Genomic DNA, 15,228 nt, shown 5'->3' on the forward strand with positions numbered 1-15,228 from the left:
ATAAGATTTACTATAACTCTTATTTAAGGTTAAAATAATAATCGCAATACTCTTTAATAGGGCAGATGTCGCAATCGGGTTTTCTAGCTTTGCATATATATCTGCCGTGCAGAATTAGCCAGTGATGGGCATGCGTTAGCCATTTTGTATCGATAATCTGCAGTAGCTCTTTTTCTACTATTTCAGGAGTACCGCCTTTAGCAAGCCCGATTCTGTTGGCTACTCTAAAGACATGTGTATCAACTGCCATTGTAGGCATGCCGAATAAGCAATTTAGTACAACATTAGCAGTTTTTCTGCCAACGCCCGGTAGCTTAATTAATGCCTTAAAATCATTCGGTACTGAAGCTTGATAATTGCTTATCAATATTTTACATAATGCGATAATATTTTTTGCTTTGCTGTTAAATAGTCCTATAGATTTTATATATTTTTTAAGTCCTTCTTCGCCGAGTTCTAAAATTTTTTCTGGTGTATCATAAGTTGCAAATAAAGATTTAGTTGCTAAATTTACTGATATATCGGTGGCTTGAGCAGATAATATTACCGCTACTAATAAGGTAAAATCATTCTTATATATTAATTCGGTTTTCGGATTTGGATTATTCTTGCTAAAAATCTCAAAAATTTTATTAACTATTTGTGCTTGCATATATTGCTATAGAAAGTGTATTTTAGAAGATAAATTATTGAGTCTTAAAATGCTAGAAAATAAAAATTTTAAATTTATAGAAAATGAGATAAAAAATAATAAAGTAGTATTGTTCATGAAAGGTATTAAAAAGTCGCCTGCATGCGGATTTTCAGGAACCGTAGTAGCTATTTTGAATAAATTAGGTGTAGAATTTCGTGATATTAATGTACTTTTTGATGCTGAATTACGTGAAGATTTAAAAAAATTTAGCGACTGGCCGACATTCCCACAATTATACATTAACGGAGAATTAGTCGGCGGGTGTGATATTGTTAGAGAGTTATATCAAAGTGGAGAACTTGAGAAGATGTTGAAAGCGTATACTCGGTGAATTTCAAAAATTGGCGTATTCGTCTAGTAAGTTTTGCGGTGTTCACGTATTGAGTATACGCTCCGCTCCTCGCCTTGCAGACTCCTTGCTCTTTTTGAAATTGACCTTCACTACTACTCAACCTTAATATTTTAAGTACATAAACATATAAAAACATGAGCAAATATTTAGAATACCCCGAAGTAGAAAGTAAAGAGCAGCCGCCGAAGAAGCTAGTAGTATTACTGCACGGTGTCGGCTCGGACGGACATGATTTAATAGGACTTGTGCCTTATATCAAAAATTATTTACCCAATTGTCATTTTATTTCCCCGCATGGTATCGAGGCTTATGATATGATGCCTTATGGTAGACAATGGTTTAGTTTGCAAGACCGCAGCCCGCATATTATGGCAAAGCTAATTGCAAATAATATTTCTAAGGTTGAAGATATAATAAAGCAAAAGCAGGACGAGTTAAATCTAACCAACAAAGATACTATCATTATTGGCTTTTCTCAAGGTACGATGATAGGATTATATTTAACACTAGTTCAAAAAGAGCCGTTTTGCTGTACTATAGGTTTTTCGGGTGCATTAATTCCACCTATGGAAGTGAATAATAAGCTTACTCCTATATGCTTGATTCATGGGGAATTAGATGAGGTGGTCGGTGTTAGCGAGATGTATAATGCTTCAAACTATTTATCTAAGCTGCATATAGAGCATAGCGGACATAAATTAACGTCTCTTGCTCATTCAATAGATGGACGGGGGCTTGAGATTGCGATTAATTTTATAAATAACCGTCATTGCGAGCAGCCGTAGGCTGCGTGGCAATCTCAGGATTTTGGTATGAGATTGCTTCGTCAAAATTTTCAATTTTTCCTCGCAATGATGATTAGATATCCACACAACAAAACCAAAAAAATATGAGGATAAATGAATATTTTTAATAATAATTTACACGAAACGGATAAAGAGATTAATGAAATAATAAAGCATGAAAAGCTGCGTCAAAGTAGCGTAATCGCGCTTATTGCATCAGAAAATTTCGTAAGTCCTGCTGTGCTTGAAGCTCAAGGGGCGCTTCTGACTAACAAATATGCCGAAGGATACCCAAGTAAGCGATTCTATAACGGTTGCGAGGAAGTAGATAAAGCTGAAAATTTAGCTATAGAACGAGTAAAAAAACTCTTTAACTGCAAATATGCAAATGTCCAACCTCATTCAGGATCACAAGCAAATCAGGCTGTATATCTTGCTTTATTACAGCCGGGTGATACGGTTCTTGGTATGTCCTTAGATAGCGGCGGGCATCTAACGCACGGTGCAGCTCCTAATATGTCTGGTAAATGGTTTAACGCCGTTTCTTATAGCGTAAATAAAGAGACTTATTTAATCGATTATGATGAGATTGAACGCTTAGCGGATTTGCATAAACCAAAATTACTTATAGCCGGTTTTTCTGCTTATCCTCGTAATATTGATTTTGCAAAATTTAGAGAAATCGTGGATAAAGTAGGAGCTTACTTTATGGCAGATATTGCTCATATTGCAGGACTTGTTGCCACAGGTGAGCATCAAAGCCCTATTCCTTATGCTCACGCTGTTACCTCTACTACTCATAAAACACTTAGAGGTCCAAGAGGCGGTTTAATTTTATCTAACGATGAAGCGATAGGTCACAAAATAAATTCTGCATTATTTCCAGGACTACAAGGTGGTCCGTTAATGCATATAATAGCTGCAAAAGCCGTAGCTTTTTTAGAAAATTTGCAGCCTGAATATAAAAGTTATATTCAGCAGGTAATAAGTAACGCTAAAGCTTTAGCAAGTAGCTTGCAAGAAAGAGGATATGATATATTAACAGGTGGTACCGATAATCATATTGTTTTAGTGGATTTGCGTAAAGACGGAATCACGGGTAAGCTTGCCGCAAATTCTTTGGATAGAGCAGGGATTATGTGTAATAAGAATGCTATCCCGTTTGATGAAACTTCGCCTTTTATCACTTCAGGTATTCGCCTTGGTACTCCCGCATGTACTACTAGAGGCTTTAAAGAAAAGGATTTTGTATTAGTCGGTCATATGGTAGCAGATATTTTAGACGGCTTAAAAAATAATGAAGATAATAGCGCTCTTGAGCAGAAAGTATTAAATGAAGTGACAAAATTAATTGAATTATTTCCGTTTTATGGCTAATTTAAATAAACGACCTGATTGGATAAAAGTAAAAGCTCCTAATTCTACAGAGTACTATAATACAAAAGATTTAATAAAGAATCTGAGATTAAATACTGTGTGCGAGGAAGCTGCTTGTCCTAATATTGGTGAGTGCTGGTCAAAAAAACATACAACTGTGATGATTTTAGGTTCGGTTTGTACTAGAGCTTGTAGGTTTTGTAACGTTAAAACGGGTAGACCGGATTTACTTGATCCGTATGAACCGCAAAGGTTAGCGGAGGCGGTACAAAAGCTAAATCTTAAGCATGTAGTAATTACTTCCGTCGATCGTGATGATCTTGAGGATGGCGGAGCGTCACATTTTGCGGAGTGTATTAGCGAAATCCGAAAATCATCGCCAAATACTACTATTGAGATTCTAACACCCGATTTTTTAAGAAAAGAAGGAGCAGCTGAAATAATAGCAAACGCAAAACCTGACGTTTTTAACCATAATGTCGAAACAGTACCGTCTTTATACAAAACGATTAGACCAGGGGCTAGATATTATAATTCTTTAAGCTTACTTCATAATATTAAAAAATTATCTCCTGAAATTTTTACAAAATCCGGTATGATGGTAGGACTTGGGGAAGAAATAAATGAAGTAGTACAGGTTATAGATGATTTAAGAGAAGCAAAGGTTGATTTCCTAACTATTGGGCAGTATCTGCAGCCTACCAAAAATCATGCTGAGGTCGCAAAATATGTTACGCCGGAAGAGTTTAAATATCTAGAGCGAGTAGCAAAAACAAAAGGATTCTTGATGGTTTCAGCAAGCCCGCTAACCCGTTCTTCATACCATGCCGATGAGGATTTTCAAAAATTAAAAGAGAATTACCAACAAAAACTGGTGTCTTAAAATATCATGCTTATTGCCTGTGTGGTCAGTTTTCATAGCTATTATCTTTGTTTACTAAAGTAAATAATCCTTATGTTGATTAATTTATATATATGATATCATACGTGTAACACACGTGTATACGAGTATTTTATGCAGAAGAAATGACAATTACTATAGATGAAGCGGTTTATTATAGGCTTTATTCTGTAATAGGTGAACGTAAAATTAGCAAATTTATTGAGCAACTTGTTGTTAAAACCTTATGTAATTAATGAGAAGCTTGGCGCCGCTTACAAAGCCATGGCTCAAGATACAAAAGCTGAGGAGAAGGCCAATGAGTGGGTAGAAGGGTTAATAGAACGCGATTTTTATGAAAAGAGCTGAGGTATGGTGGTCGACTTTAATCCTTTGTTAGGTGAGAAGTCGCTAAGGTAAGACTGGCAATAATTACTCAAATGCTTCATTAAATCGTGTGCAAGTAATACCTTTAACTAGTAACATCGATAAATGCTATCCTTGTGAAGCCTACGTAATGATAGGTAGCACAAAAGGTAAAGCCATGACTGATCGAATAATGACAGTAAGCACATTAAGATTAAAATCTAAAATTAACGTTATCTCTAATGAAGATATACAGCTTTTAAAATATGCTCTTAAGTTACAGCTAAGTCTATAACGACTATTTATTCAATATTTGGTACAATGATAAACGTAGAAATTGTAAGAAACTACAACAAATGGCGTGAGCATAAGCAGATAAATAAGAGTTTAATCAAAAAAATAACTCAAAATATTTTATTGCGGTTTGATAATTTTAGTAAAATAAAACAATTTGAATTATCAATTTTACTAACAAATGCTGCAGAAATATTGACCTTAAACAAACAATTTCGTAATATAGAAAAAGCTACTAACGTTCTTTCTTTTCCAAGCAACGAATTAAATTGGCAGGATTTATATTCTAAACTTGAATTTTTAGGTGACTCTGATTATATGCATTTAGGTGATATAGCATTTTGTTATGAGGTAATATATAACGAATCGTGCGAGCAGCACAAAACTTTTGAGAATCATTTTATTCATCTTTTAATACATAGTATTTTACACTTAATTGGTTTTGATCATCAAAATGACACAGAAGCAAATATTATGGAAGATCTAGAAATTGAAATATTATCATATTTCGGTATTTTCCCCCCTTATTAACTAAATAAAAAAATTTATGTTAAAATCTTCAAAAAAAGAAGATTCTAGTAAAAAAAATCAAAATAATAAGTTAATTTTTACTGTACGAAAATTATTCTCTCCGATAAAAATTTTTTTTAGAAAAACAAAAACGCCCGATAATTTTTTTGGTGTCATAAAACGCCTTAAAATTAATAGCCAAAAAATGACTTTAGACGAGCTTAATATTTTAGCTAATTTATTGGAGCTAGAAGATAAAACTATTGAAGATATAATGGTACCGCGTTCCGATATTGCGGCAATAAAATTAACTACGAATCTAGAAGAATTAAGTGAGTCTATTAAGTTAGAAGTCCCACATACACGAACTCTTATATATGACGGTACTTTGGATAATGTAGTAGGGTTCATTCATATCAAGGATTTATTTAAAGCAGTAGCTACAAAGCAAAACGGTCGTTTAAAAAAGCTTATACGTAAGCATATAATTGCAGCTCCTTCTATGAAATTATTAGATTTGCTAGCAAAAATGCGTCGTGAGAGAACACATATTGCAATAGTTGTTGATGAGTATGGCGGTACTGACGGTTTAGTTACTATTGAAGATCTGATAGAAGAAATAGTAGGACGAATAGATGATGAGCATGATCAGCAATTAGATAGCGATAATTTCAAGGTTATTAATAACTCAACAATTATTTCAAATGCACGTGTTGAAGTAGAAGTGCTTGAAGAAATAATAGGAGAAAAGCTACACAATGATTATGATGAATTTGATACGATAGGTGGATTAGTATTGACTAGAGTCAGTAGTGTTCCGGCTATCGGTACGAGAATAGATATTTCAGAAAATATTGAAATTGAAGTTACAGACGCAACTCCTCGTTCTTTAAAACAAGTCAAAATTAGACTAAAAAACGGTTTGAATTGTCAATGAATACGAATTTAGAGTCGGTGTGTCCTCTAAATTCGTTAAAAATATTTTATTATTATATTGCAGCTTGTGCTTCATTTCCTATCATCGGACTTTCTTGCGAAGTTGCGTCTGTATAATGCTCATATGCTAGCATTGCTCCCATTGTTGCTACTATATCGGCACCACATTTGAGAATAAAAGCCGGAGATTTAAGTAAATCACCTGCTATCACATAAATTCCAACAGCACATGCTCTTACTACTGCAAGCTTACCATACCAAGGGGTTGGTATCATCACTTCTAAATAATTCGACTATTTTGTTAAGCATAAAAATAAACCTAATTAGTTAATATTAAATTTTAGTTATGCGATATATAACTAAACATTAACTAATTGTCAATGATAATTACCATGAAACATGGACAATATAATTTTATGCAATTATTGTTATTTGACTTAGCAGAGAAATTTGAGTTAAATATCAAAGCTCTATACATAAAAAATTATCATTATGAATGAATTATATATTAAACTACAAAATTACAGTAGTACATATCCTGAAGAAATTGTTACAAAAACAAAAATGCTTGAATTTTTAAATGAATATGAAAACCCTTTTAGCTGAGATTTACAAATAGGACATTTCACTGCTTCGGCTTTTTTACTTAATAATGATAAAACTAAATTTTTATTGATGCACCATAAAAAGCTTGATAAGTGGCTTCAACCAGGCGGTCATTGTGATGGAGATAGTAATATATTAAATGTAGGGGTTAAAGAAGCTATAGAAGAATCCGGAATTAATGAAATCAAAACGATAAATAAGGAGATTTTTGATATAGACACCCATTATATTCCGCGAACTCATAAGGAGCCTGCTCATTATCACTATGATGTACGATTTTTACTAAAAACAGTAAATAATGATAATTTTATAAAAAATAACGAATCGAATGAACTTAAATGGTTTAACTTTTCTGATTATTCAAAATTAGATATTGAGCTAGAACGTTCTGTTACTAGAATGATAGAAAAGTTTATGACAATTAACCATCCTGCTTGTTAAATATAAATTATTGCTCTATAATAAATAGCGTTTTTTAAATAAAATGTAAATCAAATGCCATCATCTAGAATTTTTTCATTCCGTAGTAAGAACAAGGAAGATAATACTCCAAAAAACCTAGAAATTACGCATCCAGATTCAATTAATAAGATCCGAACTCTCTAGCAGGCGAAGTTGTTACTATTAAACTTAAGGATTAACCTCAGCCTCATAATTTTATAAAGAGTGAAAAAGTTACCCTAACTTAAACCGCCTTCTTATTAAAGTAAAGACGATATCTTAAAGAATTTTGAGATTTTCTTAGATAATATAGAGACTAAAGCTTTAGGAGAGATTGATTCATAGTAACATCGATAGTTTTATGCTGTAAGGTTCCTAGCTAAAAAGGGCATTACCCGCGTGGATCAAAAAACGCGTTCGGTGTCATACCGTGGCTTGACCACGGTATCTTGGTCACAGACTTGTATTCTTAGATTCCGTGGTCAAGTCGCGGGATGACAATAATTTATTTTATGCTATTTTTTGATATTCAAAATATATTTTTCTTACTGCATAAATCCACGCTAAGCATACAAAAGTAAATACCACCATTAGAATTGGTGAGATTAAGGTAAAAGTAGCAGTTGGAACTAAAGTAAAAATAATAGATTGCACAAGACCGCTAGAGGATTTGCCGACTTTTGCACTTATCACGTCAACCGCAGCTTTGCCTTTGGTTTTAAGCTCCTCATCAAGAGGGATATATAACATTTCTCTTGAAGTATCCCATATAGAATATTTAGTACCTTTAGCTAAAATATTTTGAATACCACCGATTGAAACGGCAAGAGCAAGAGGTGACATTAAAATTGCTCCATCAAATAATGATAAAATTTGTTGGTCAAATACGATAAGTACAAAGAACAAAATGCCGGTTACCATTATTATAACCGGTGAAATAACTGCTGCTACAAACCAGTTGTGCATACGCATAATGTTATTACCGATGACGGTCATAACCATTATTGCCACGCCTGTCCAAAGTATATACAGACTGTTAAATTCAGCATAGGTATTTACAGTCGGATATAATTCCTTAATTTTTGCTTTCCATACGGCTTCGACTAAGTTAATAGCAAATCCGAAAGCTGCCGAACAAATTAAAAGTAGCCATAAATATTTTGATTTTGCAATATATTTAAAGCTTTTAATTAGCCCCATACGTTCTGAAGTTGAGCGACCGCTTTTTGCTTTAGCATAAAATAACGGATTAGTAAAAACGTTCTTGCTAATAAATCTAACTAACAAACAACAAATAATAGCAACAATTGCCACAATTGTCGTGGATACTTGAACTAAAGTGATTTTACTATCCGCAATACTCATAAACTTCTTAATAATAGTATCTTCCGATGATAGATTCATCATTAAAAAGCCGACTAATATTAAAGAAGAGTTGCCGAATAGCGAAAAGAGAGTATAAAATCTTTTTGCTTCTTCGGTAGTAGTAAGTTCATTAGCAAACTGCCAAAATAATAATACGTAAAAAATATTAGGCCAAAGCTCGGCAAGACTATAATATACTATATAACCCCAATTACCTACTAATGAGATGTACCACTTAAAATGAGGATAACGTTCCATCCAGTCAGTTAGATTATCGGGATGTACATGAAAAATATGAATATTAGGATAGATTACAAAAGTGAATAAAACAAAAAAGCTGATAAAAAATGCACTTAAATAATAAAAGATCTTTTCAAAAGTAAGATAATTAATCATTTTAGCATAAATAATCACGAATAAAGCAGCGGCAGGCGTAACGCAATAAACTTTAGCAAAACCTGCTATTTCTGCACTAATCTCGGAGATTAAAATACTATCTTTTAAGATTCGTAAAACATTTTGATTAAATAAAATACAAAACATTAAGGTACTCATCGGAATAAACTTTCCGAGTTCGTAATTATGCACAGGCCAAAATGCTGCTCTGAATTTGTTTTTAAACGATCGTGATGAGGTACTTAGCATTATAAATCCCTAAGGACAAAAAAAAAAACTTAAGCACTTCAAGATTTTATGAAAAGATATTGCCCCTAAAACTTTAGAGCCTATATACTTGTTATTACATTCTGAAGGTGCTGAGCTTATACAATATATTTAGCCTTTTGTCAAGAATTACTAGATACTCTCAATGCTAGATAGTAATAAACTACAGGAATATTGTGACCTTTATAGTAATTATACAAAGACACATAATTTAGGTAATTAATATTTAAAATCAGGTAAAATAGTAATGCAAACAGAGCATTATAGGGTGTTGTATTACTCGACGTTATCCCGTGGTTTGTCCAGAGATTCCAGTAAAAATAAATTAAAAATGGATTCCCGCTTTCGTGAGAATGACAAAGGGGAAGTCAGGAATGACATAGAAAGAAGTCAGGATGACATCACAACTTTCCTAACCATCCTCTCTATCTTCAACTCACTGGAAATATTTTTTTAGCTCGTGACAAAAGTTTTATTGAAACTTTGAGAAGCTACGGTGAAGTTTATTTAATAGATTGGCTAGAGATTGAGGAACCTAAATATTTACTAGACGACTATGTGCATAAAATAATCGAAGTAATAGATAATTTGAAAATTAAAGACATTAAGTTAATAGGTCATTGTATCGGCGGTAACCTTGCGATAGCTACAAACGTACTTATGCCTAAATTTATTAAAACTCTGACTTTACTTACCTGCCCGTGGGATTTTTCTCATTTTTTCTATATAAGAATGTTGCATCGATATTTAAAACTAGATAGTGGCATAGACAATTTACGATAATTCCTAAAATTCATATTCAAATTTTATTTTTTCTTTTATTCCCTGATTATTTCAATGCTAAATTAAAAAATTTTTTCTCTATAACTTCCGATAAGGAGCAAGAATTAGCATTGAGAATAGAGAATTGGCTTATGTCAGGTAATAGTATATCTAAGGAGGTTTATAATCAAATTATACAAAATATATTAGATGAAAATATGTTTATAAATCTTAAATGGAAAATCGAATAATTTTATTATTGATCCGAGTTTAATTCATTGTCCTGTGTATATATAGTAGCAGCAGAAGATGATCAAATAGTACCTAAATTTTCCATTTTACCTTTGCAAAAATTATTAAAAAACTCTAAGCTTATAGATGTAGCAGGCGGACATATTAGTTATTTAATAAATGATAAACTAGATAAATTGTTTAAGGAGTACACATTATAACAAAACTGGTTTATATAACTTATGCGAAAAGGACTACTTTCGGCTCGTTTATGGGTAGCATTAGTACAACGGCTGCACCTATGCTTGCTGTTCATTTAATAAAGGATATACTGCAAAACAGCAAAATCGATCCAGCTTTAGTAGGTGAGGTAATCCTTGGACAGGTAATAACCGGCGGTAGTGGGCAGAATCCGGCGAGGCAAACTCTGATTTATGCGGGAATACCGAAAGAAGTGCCGGGCTATACGATTAATAAAGTATGCGGCTCAGGTCTTAAAAGCCTAGTACTTGCAGCAAATTCAATTATGATGGGTGATAATGAAATAGTTATAGCAGGTGGGCAGGAGAATATGTCGCTCTGTATGCACGGTAGCTATATCAGAGCAGGAGCTAAATTCGGCAATATTAAAATGGTTGATCTAATGCAGTATACGGATTAACCGATGTATTTTCAGGAGTATTTATGGGTATTACAGCCGAAAATATCTCGAAACAGTTTAATATTAGCAGACAACAGCAGGACGAGTTTGCCTTAAGCTCTCACAAGAAAGCAGCTAAAGCACAGCTAGCAGGAGTTTTTAAAGATGAAATCTTACCTGTCGAAGTAACGATTAAAAAAACTACTAGTTTGTTTGATCATGATGAAACAGTAAGACCTGATATCAGCCTTGAAATTCTGAGTAAATTACGTCCTGCTTTTGATAAAAACGGTGTAGTTACATCGGATAATGCTTCCTCTATTAATGACGGTGCGGCATGTCTTATGGTAGTTTCCGAAGAAGTTTTGAAAAAGCATAATTTAACGCCGCTAGCTCGTATTGTTTCTTATGCTTCAGCCGGTGTTGATCCAAGTATTTATGGGTACTGCCCCTGTTCCTGCATCCAAAAAAGCTTTAAGTAAAGCAGGTTGGAGCGTTAATGATTTGGAAGTTATCGAGGTTAATGAGGCGTTTGCCGCTCAAAGTATTTATGTAAACCGTGAAATGAAATGGGATATGGAGAAGGTTAATGTTAACGGTGGAGCAATAGCCATCGGTCATCCGATCGGGGGCAAGCGGCGGACGTGTACTTATTACTCTGATACACGGCTTACGCAGAGCTAAAGCTAAAAAAGGCTTAGTTACTTTATGTATCGGTGGCGGTATGGGTATGGCTATGTGCGTTGAAGCGGTTTAAATGTGCATTTGACTATATAGGCATTCATTGCTTTATTTGCTAAAGAAGAAAGTTGTATTCATCTGAATTCACTATAGTTCATTGTAATATATATCTGATCTAATATCTCTACAACCTAATAATGCATCATTACAATGTGTTATTGTATTTATAAACTCATGAAAGGTAGAAAAATGAGAGAATGCCTCCGGTTCATAACTCTCCCAATAATTTTCTGCTTCTTCTTCCGTACTTTCTTTTATTACTAAAATTAGTTGATTATATTTTAGCTCATCAAGCTTGAGGTTTTGCTGTTGTTTTTCTTGTTCTTCCAATAGTTTTCTTTTTTCTTCCTCTACTTGTTGTGTTTCTAGTTCTTGCTTTTGCTGTTCTTCATATTTCTTTTCTGCTTTTTTTGGTTATAGTTTTATTTCTGTCTGTACAGATATTCATTAATTATTTTAAATGTTGCCTCGCCTATGTTGTTCCAAGGAAGATAAAGCGACGTTAAAGATCTATTAGCTTTAAGTGCTGCAGCTAAATCTTTTGCTTGTTTATCAGTTATATTTTTATTACTAAGGTCACTTGTTGTACTTTCGGATAATCTTTTGTGCCAGTTTGTTTTAAAAATGTTTAGTATGAACATAATTATATTCTTATTAAATTCTATACATTTTAATATTTTGTTAAAAATGAGCTATAGACATAATAAGAAACTTTAAGAACGCAATAGAAATTTAACTAAAAGCATAAATAAATTGGAATTGATTTAGGGAATTTTTGAATATATAGAAGATTAAGAGAGATTATTTTAATAAATGATAATAATTACAATTAGTAATTTAATATATTAGTTAATTATTTTAAACAATCAGTTACTACATTTGCAGCAACCGCAATCTCATTAGCAATTGAGGTTGTGTCTGTTGCACTTAAGGACAATGACCGCTCTATTTGCCGGCGTGTCACTAAGTATAGTACCGGACAATTTTTAAAAAGCCCTAGATGTCATCCCTGCGAAAGCAGGGATCCAGGCTAAAAAATCTTAATTTTAAAGATTTTTTATTATATCATTTTTTTCAAGGTAAAACTTTTAAAAAAGCTTTAAAGTACTGGATTTCCGCTTTCGCAGGAAGGCATTGTTGTGTGGATCAATTTCACCTCTGTCATCCCGTGGCTTGACCGCAGGGTCCATAAAAACAATAAAAAATACTAATAATTTTAGTATTTTTACCTGGATCCCCTGGATCCCGCGGTCAAGCCACGGGATGACAGAGGTGAAATTGATCCACACAACAATGCCTCGCGGGAATGACAGTAGCACCTCAAATTGTTTGATTAAATCAGTCATAATTTAATCCTTTAAATAATATCTCAACTACTAAGCTATAATTATTGTAAGTTGAGTATTGAAGTGTTATAATATCTTATGTGGGTTTGTCCTTTCCCACCAATGAGCTGAAGAGGTCGTTTACTGGGTAGCGGGATACGATTTTGTATGTTGTGATTGCGTAGTTAACGCCTTAGATTTATTCCTTAATTTCTGCTATTTTGCATCTCGATTATATACCAGCTGCCGGCTTCATCTTTAACTTTTAAATCAAATATGCTTTTTTTCCTTTATTGAGCATAGGTACTTGCTCTATGGGCATAAACTCTATTTCTTTAATTCTAAAACCCTCCTGAAGTTCAAGAACTGCATTGATACATTCCTTTAATCTCTCTAAATCACGAAAGATTTTTTTAAACAAACTATCATTCGTTGGGTCTAAATATCTTTGCATATTAATTACTACTTTTAGTATTGCTTATATTATTTTCTATATTTAGTAATTATGGCTTTTGATATCTTACTTATGTATTTTCCGAATAAACCGTAATTTTTTGGTGTGTAATTGCTACTCATATATAAATTCTATTAAACCTAAGGTTACAGGAGATAAACCTTATATTTATATAGTGTATTATAGGTTTTCCTACTTATGATTTAGCAGATTTGTATAATTTATGTTGTAATCAAAAGCTGAAATAGCTAGGTTATTTTGAATAAATAGAATTTAACTATTGTAAGAAGTAAAAAATGAAAGAACAAAAATTATTTATAAATGAGATGAATTATATAAATCAACACTTGGAAATACAGAAGGAGTACAAGGTTGGTGTTGGGGTTTGTTTCACAAATACGATAGTAGTTTACCTTATGTTTCTTGGCGTACTAATGAAGATATAAATGATATAAGAAGGACAGTTTCGCAAGGCGTAAATAATATATTTAATGAAGTAATAGATGGTTTTCGCAACATAAGTGATATAAAATTGGCTACCTTAGAGGAAGTAACACAATTAAAAGATTTAGTAGCAAATGATAAAGTAAAATTAGGATGTACCATGTGTAATAATGGTAGCACAGACTGTAGTAATAAAGAAGAAACATTGAAATTTTTAAACCTTTATATTTCTGACCCAACCCTTGAGCTTTATTTAAGTCCTCACTCAATTCTGGTAATAGGTGCAATTTTTATACACAAAAACTGAAAAATTTTGGTATAACCAATTAATTCTATTAAAAAAAATTTTTACAAAAAGCCCTCCAATCCCTTATTTTACGAGGAATAGCCCCTAGTTTGTATAGCGTACATATTTTTAGAAAAAAAATGGCTAAAATTGGTGAAATTTGTAGAAAATAACGTATAAGTAACAGAAAATATTAGAGAAAAGTCTAGCATAAACTAAAATATGAATAGCATAGAACATATTAGTAGGTTTGTATTAAGAGCTGAAATCCTTGTTAAATCAAGGCAATAAGGCGATAATGTGTATTTGCGAACCTAAATTTGAAAGGCGGAAATCTTGATTACTCCTTGGCTTTTCCATTCGATAAACTACAAGAATTGGCTAACTATCCAGACTGGCGGAGAGAGAGGGATTCGAACCCTCGATACGGTATGACCCGTATAACGGTTTAGCAAACCGCCGCCTTCGGCCACTCGGCCATCTCTCCGGTTATGGCTTTACTTTATATCATCTAATAAGCACAATTTCTAGAATTATTTTATAATTTTTCTAACTAAATATAATCATTTTCCGGCTTTACGGAATTGCCCATAATCAAAGCTTCCTTATCACATCCGGATGGCCCTTTAAAGTCCATATACCAATAACTAGGTAAATATCCCAACTACGGAAATATTCAATATATTTGTAAAACTGTTTAGCCTTGGCTTCGAGAGTTTTAATATCCGTGTTATCATCACAAATATCAAAAAGTTGTTGGGTTATGTAATAAATAGATTTAGTATCATTTTTGTATTTATCTATTAAGTACTCTATCATTTCGATTCGCTTGTTTAAGCTAAGATTATAAGAGTCTGAAATTAACAATTTTACAAAATTCTCACTATCACTACAGATGCTAAATAATATGTTCTGAATGTTCTCAAATAATTTCTGATATTTAACTAAAAATCTATTCCAAGTTATTGCTTTAAGATTGACAAAACTCTTATAGTCTTTTGGTTGGCATTCGGGAATATATTTTTATAACGGAAAAATTGAGGTTATCTAAATTTTGATGAAAATTGTTTAATTCT

General features: G+C 32.8%; 16 protein-coding genes, 1 tRNA gene and 4 pseudogenes. 12 read left to right on the forward strand and 9 right to left on the reverse strand.

Annotated features, from left to right (window positions below):
* Positions 1-19: 19 nt before the first annotated feature.
* Positions 20-652 (reverse strand): endonuclease III, encoded by a 633-nt coding sequence (gene nth / locus RSIB_RS01690; RefSeq protein ID WP_004997504.1) that lies wholly within the window; start codon positions 650-652, stop codon positions 20-22.
* A gap of 49 nt (positions 653-701) precedes the next feature.
* Between nth and grxD the strand changes: the two genes are divergently transcribed.
* The 7 genes and pseudogenes from grxD (at position 702) to tlyC (ending at position 6,195) form a co-directional block, all read left to right on the forward strand.
* Positions 702-1,025, forward strand: a complete 324-nt coding sequence (gene grxD / locus RSIB_RS01685) for a Grx4 family monothiol glutaredoxin (RefSeq protein WP_004997505.1) — start codon at positions 702-704, stop codon at positions 1,023-1,025.
* A gap of 155 nt (positions 1,026-1,180) precedes the next feature.
* Positions 1,181-1,831 carry an alpha/beta hydrolase family protein gene (locus tag RSIB_RS01680; protein WP_004997508.1) on the forward strand — a complete coding sequence of 217 codons (651 nt, stop codon included), beginning with the start codon at positions 1,181-1,183 and terminating at the stop codon, positions 1,829-1,831.
* Between the two features lie 114 nt (positions 1,832-1,945).
* Entirely contained in the window at positions 1,946-3,208 is a 1,263-nt protein-coding gene (gene glyA, locus RSIB_RS01675) for a serine hydroxymethyltransferase (RefSeq protein WP_004997509.1), read from the forward strand.
* Positions 3,201-4,091 (forward strand): lipoyl synthase, encoded by an 891-nt coding sequence (gene lipA / locus RSIB_RS01670; protein WP_004997515.1) that lies wholly within the window; start codon positions 3,201-3,203, stop codon positions 4,089-4,091. The genes glyA and lipA overlap by 8 nt, the downstream gene beginning before the upstream one ends.
* A 436-nt stretch (positions 4,092-4,527) precedes the next feature.
* Positions 4,528-4,749: pseudogene (locus RSIB_RS06305) on the forward strand (type II toxin-antitoxin system PemK/MazF family toxin); the annotation flags it as partial.
* Positions 4,750-4,775: 26 nt separating this feature from the next.
* Positions 4,776-5,279, forward strand: coding sequence for an rRNA maturation RNase YbeY (gene ybeY / locus RSIB_RS01665; protein WP_004997526.1), 504 nt, complete (start codon positions 4,776-4,778; stop codon positions 5,277-5,279).
* Positions 5,280-5,295: 16 nt separating this feature from the next.
* Positions 5,296-6,195 (forward strand): hemolysin C, encoded by a 900-nt coding sequence (gene tlyC / locus RSIB_RS01660; protein WP_004997527.1) that lies wholly within the window; start codon positions 5,296-5,298, stop codon positions 6,193-6,195.
* Positions 6,196-6,247: 52 nt separating this feature from the next.
* Here the strand turns inward: tlyC and RSIB_RS01655 are convergent, their stop codons facing one another.
* Positions 6,248-6,469 (reverse strand): hypothetical protein, encoded by a 222-nt coding sequence (locus RSIB_RS01655; protein ID WP_004997533.1) that lies wholly within the window; start codon positions 6,467-6,469, stop codon positions 6,248-6,250.
* 217 nt (positions 6,470-6,686) lie between these two features.
* Between RSIB_RS01655 and RSIB_RS06310 the strand changes: the two genes are divergently transcribed.
* Positions 6,687-6,800 (forward strand): hypothetical protein, encoded by a 114-nt coding sequence (locus RSIB_RS06310; RefSeq protein ID WP_014411033.1) that lies wholly within the window; start codon positions 6,687-6,689, stop codon positions 6,798-6,800.
* Positions 6,801-6,809: 9 nt separating this feature from the next.
* Entirely contained in the window at positions 6,810-7,241 is a 432-nt protein-coding gene (locus RSIB_RS01650) for an NUDIX hydrolase (RefSeq protein ID WP_081440479.1), read from the forward strand.
* Positions 7,242-7,751: 510 nt separating this feature from the next.
* Here the strand turns inward: RSIB_RS01650 and tlc5 are convergent.
* Positions 7,752-9,251: a GTP/GDP exchange transporter Tlc5 gene (gene tlc5, locus RSIB_RS01645; protein WP_016728342.1), complete on the reverse strand. Its 1,500-nt coding sequence runs from the start codon at positions 9,249-9,251 to the stop codon at positions 7,752-7,754.
* Positions 9,252-9,414: 163 nt separating this feature from the next.
* Here tlc5 and RSIB_RS10500 point away from each other — a divergent pair.
* Both RSIB_RS10500 and RSIB_RS06995 read left to right on the forward strand, forming a co-directional pair.
* Positions 9,415-10,483 (forward strand): annotated as a pseudogene (locus RSIB_RS10500) (alpha/beta fold hydrolase).
* Positions 10,480-11,659 (forward strand): annotated as a pseudogene (locus RSIB_RS06995) (acetyl-CoA C-acetyltransferase). Before RSIB_RS10500 ends, RSIB_RS06995 begins: the two co-directional pseudogenes overlap by 4 nt.
* Positions 11,660-11,730: 71 nt before the next feature.
* Here RSIB_RS06995 and RSIB_RS06330 read toward each other — a convergent pair.
* The 4 genes from RSIB_RS06330 to RSIB_RS01635 all read right to left on the reverse strand — a co-directional run bounded on the left by RSIB_RS06330 (position 11,731) and on the right by RSIB_RS01635 (position 13,422).
* Positions 11,731-11,973, reverse strand: coding sequence for a hypothetical protein (locus RSIB_RS06330; RefSeq protein WP_016728341.1), 243 nt, complete (start codon positions 11,971-11,973; stop codon positions 11,731-11,733).
* A 92-nt stretch (positions 11,974-12,065) separates the two neighbouring features.
* A complete protein-coding gene (locus RSIB_RS07000) occupies positions 12,066-12,284 on the reverse strand; it encodes a hypothetical protein (RefSeq protein WP_004997552.1) in 219 nt (72 codons plus the stop codon).
* Positions 12,285-12,731: 447 nt separating this feature from the next.
* Positions 12,732-12,989 (reverse strand): hypothetical protein, encoded by a 258-nt coding sequence (locus RSIB_RS08990; RefSeq protein WP_032850879.1) that lies wholly within the window; start codon positions 12,987-12,989, stop codon positions 12,732-12,734.
* Between the two features lie 244 nt (positions 12,990-13,233).
* The gene (locus RSIB_RS01635) at positions 13,234-13,422 is read right to left on the reverse strand and encodes a hypothetical protein (protein ID WP_004997554.1); all 189 of its coding nucleotides are present in this window, start codon (positions 13,420-13,422) and stop codon (positions 13,234-13,236) included.
* A 385-nt stretch (positions 13,423-13,807) separates the two neighbouring features.
* Here RSIB_RS01635 and RSIB_RS01630 point away from each other — a divergent pair, with 385 nt between their 5' ends.
* Positions 13,808-14,173, forward strand: coding sequence for a hypothetical protein (locus tag RSIB_RS01630; protein ID WP_004997556.1), 366 nt, complete (start codon positions 13,808-13,810; stop codon positions 14,171-14,173).
* A gap of 374 nt (positions 14,174-14,547) precedes the next feature.
* On the opposite strand, the gene RSIB_RS06340 is transcribed toward RSIB_RS01630, so the two are convergent.
* A tRNA-Ser gene (locus RSIB_RS06340) sits at positions 14,548-14,639 on the reverse strand.
* 66 nt (positions 14,640-14,705) lie between these two features.
* A pseudogene (locus tag RSIB_RS07005) lies at positions 14,706-15,019 on the reverse strand (hypothetical protein).
* Between the last annotated feature and the right edge of the window lie 209 nt (positions 15,020-15,228).

This window comes from Rickettsia sibirica 246 (genome assembly GCF_000166935.1).
GTDB classification, from domain to species: Bacteria; Pseudomonadota; Alphaproteobacteria; order Rickettsiales; family Rickettsiaceae; genus Rickettsia; species Rickettsia rickettsii.